Source organism: Candidatus Bathyarchaeota archaeon (assembly GCA_025059045.1).
Taxonomy (GTDB): Archaea; Thermoproteota; Bathyarchaeia; order Bathyarchaeales; family DTEX01; genus JANXEA01.
On record JANXEA010000003.1, the window covers coordinates 1 to 2,803 of the forward strand.

Here is a 2,803-nt window from a genome sequence, read left to right on the forward strand (position 1 = left end):
ATCTGTTTCACGTTTGACAAGACCTATTCTCATAAGATATCTCTCGATAAAGTAAGGTTCACTTGGATAACATGAAAAAGTTGGCACACCTAGCAATGCAGCCTCCGCGGTCATAGTTCCGCCAGCGCCAACGAATATTGAAGTGAAAGAGAGGAGGCTTGGGCCGTCAACCACTGAGCTGCAGACCACAGCCCTACCGCCGAATGATTCTTTAAACGTCTCAATCTGCGATTCGTATCTTGGGATAATGACAACTTGGACGTCCCTTGCACGGTTTAGGAGACAATCAATGGTTGGCGACAATATTGACTCCTTCAACGCCTTACCCAGCAGATACGCGGCAAAAGACTCCTCGGTCCTGAGAGTAATTATTGGTCTAGAAGCATCTAGCCCCAAAGTTTTCAGCACATTATCATTAGGTACGAAATCCTTCAGCCATGCCCATGGATCTAGGGCGCGATACTGGATTATCCTATCTTTTCGGATCCCATATTTCACCCAGGCGGTTCTCGGAATGAACTTAGAAGTTAACAGCATATCGGAAAGCGGTAACGTGAGCCTTGCCACAGCCTCGGCGTGCGGCGAATCATTCACGCATATGTGAGGTATCCCCAAACCAAAGGCAACCCTAGCCATCTCAGGCGATGAGAATGAGAGCGCAATGTCCGGTTCCTCCTCCTCGAAAAGTTCAGCCATCTCTAAGATCCGCCGCGCACTAGCCTTCAATTTCCCGCTTAGCTCTCGACCTCCATGCTCACCTATGATCTTCGCATGGATACCCTTCATCCTAAGCATCTCTGTAACCTCACGGTACCGCCTAGATACTAGGAGAACTTCATGACTCTTCTCTTCCATCTTCTCCGCAACTTTTTTGAATAGCATACACTGCTTCGGAGTCAAAACGTCTATTATCACCTTCAACATGCATCACCTATCTTCTTCGGAACCCAAACTGCCTATGTTAGGAACCTTTTTCAATAACAGACTTAATCGTACGCCAAAACATTCTCCTTACAATCTCCCTCCAGATCCAAAGCCATAAAATGACAAGCAGCCCTGCGAAGATAACCTTCAGCGCGGCGGTTAAAAAAGTGTCAGTCGGAAACGGCATCTCAAATGGGACTATAACGGATGAAATGAGCCATAGTCCGAAGAGCATACATGCCCAGACGAAAAGCAGGATTATGGATAGATCGAGGATCCTTCTCATCATCAGATCTTCACCAAGATAAGGTATGCTGTCAACAAGGAGAGGAAGCCAGCAAATGTGGAGAGAACAAAGAATATTAGTGTAGCCTCATCCTCTCTCAGCGGCCCCCTAGAAAGTATGAGACGCGCCAACGTTATTGGAGCCTTTGGATCCATAGTTGCCATCAGCCTCCCATCTTCGAGCACCATAACCGGTCTCGCAACCTCGCGTCTCTCATAAAGCCGACCGATGGAAGATAACCCGTAAAATGCATTCATAATCTGAGGGAAAAAGGCTACAACGGCAATAACCTCCATCTGACCGATAATCGCTATCGCGCCTAGAGACGCGCCGATGCATAGGCTGCCCACATCCCCTGAGAAGACCTTCGAGGGATATCGGTTATAGTAATAAAGGACGAGTAATGGTCCAAGCAGGCAGAGGCAGAGGATTATAGAGTCGCTGCGGCCTAGCATTATGGCTGAGACTAGTAGGAAGATTGTTGCTATAGTGCATGTGCCGGACATGGTTCCATTGAATGGATCCATCATGTTGACCGCGTTGGAGGTGACGGCGATGGCTATTGGAATGAGGAAGGGATAGACGACGTAAAGACGAGTCTGCCCAACTAAGGGGAAAATAGGGTGAGGGGCATACGTTCCAAAAACAAGAATGGGAACACCTGAAAGCAGGGTTAACAATGGCTTAATCTTCGCGTTCAAGGTCTTCAAGTCGTCGATGATGCCTATGACCCCTGCGATAAGTGCGGTTGCAAAGAAGCTCAGAAAAATATGGATCCTTTCAGGCCATAACATGAGGGCCGACGAGACGCTTACCGCCAACCCGATCAGCACTACTAGACCGCCCATCTCAGGAACCTTTGGCCTATCCGGCTTATGAACATCGACACCGCAGACACCGATCCTCCTCATCCACCTGAGGAAGGAGGGCATAATCAGGAAAGAGGCCAGGAAACCGGAGAGGAGGATGATTAGATCCTTAAACATCTTTTAATTCACTATCCATGAACCGAGACCTTTTCCTTAAAATTCACGAGATCTTCACCTATATATCTTATCTATCATAAGGCAGCTGGTAAAATTTAATTAAAGGTTGGGAATTAAGTAAATCTTTGAATTTAGATGCGGGGGTTGCCAAGCCAGGTCAAAGGCGCAGCCCTGAGGCGGCTGTCCCAAAGGGGTTCGTGGGTTCAAATCCCACCCCCCGCACCAATCGTATTCCTCAGACCAAAAGTTTTCCACATAATAACTTGCGCCACTAAAAGCTGGTAGTTTGGTGTTAATCAAGGCTTTATCCTTATATATTACTAACGTTAAATGATGTTAACTATGCCGCGTTCTGCAATACTTATGGCTGCTCAACAATTCATGACCAAAGAGTTAATTTCTTACGAGGATGAACTATTCACCTTACTTTTCCATGATATTGAAAATTTCTCTGCTAATCGCGCTTCAATGATAATTGATCAAGAACGCAGATTTTCTATTTATGGCACAAGAGGGGTTGGGAAAACAACAGCAATGCAGGGCATACTTTTGGAAACGCTTCTGCAATCTCGAGATTTGAAGGTTCTGCCTATTTCAGTCACAGTTA

Annotated in this window: 4 protein-coding genes and 1 tRNA gene; 2 read left to right on the plus strand and 3 right to left on the minus strand. The window is 46.6% G+C overall.

Features of this window, described 5'->3' with window-relative positions; translation table 11 throughout:
• From NZ952_00410 to NZ952_00420, 3 genes are all read right to left on the minus strand, one after another.
• On the minus strand, window positions 1–915 hold a 915-nt coding region (locus NZ952_00410; protein MCS7119663.1), incomplete at its 3' end, for a DUF354 domain-containing protein.
• Between the two features lie 46 nt (window positions 916–961).
• Window positions 962–1,213 carry a hypothetical protein gene (locus NZ952_00415; protein MCS7119664.1) on the minus strand — a complete coding sequence of 84 codons (252 nt, stop codon included), beginning with the start codon at window positions 1,211–1,213 and terminating at the stop codon, window positions 962–964.
• Window positions 1,213–2,196: a hypothetical protein gene (locus NZ952_00420; GenBank protein MCS7119665.1), complete on the minus strand. Its 984-nt coding sequence runs from the start codon at window positions 2,194–2,196 to the stop codon at window positions 1,213–1,215. Before NZ952_00420 ends, NZ952_00415 begins: the two co-directional genes overlap by 1 nt.
• A 137-nt stretch (window positions 2,197–2,333) precedes the next feature.
• On the opposite strand from NZ952_00420, the gene NZ952_00425 reads away from it, so the two are divergent.
• Window positions 2,334–2,421, plus strand: a tRNA-Leu gene (locus NZ952_00425).
• Between the two features lie 117 nt (window positions 2,422–2,538).
• On the plus strand, window positions 2,539–2,803 hold a 265-nt coding region (locus NZ952_00430), incomplete at its 3' end, for a hypothetical protein (protein ID MCS7119666.1).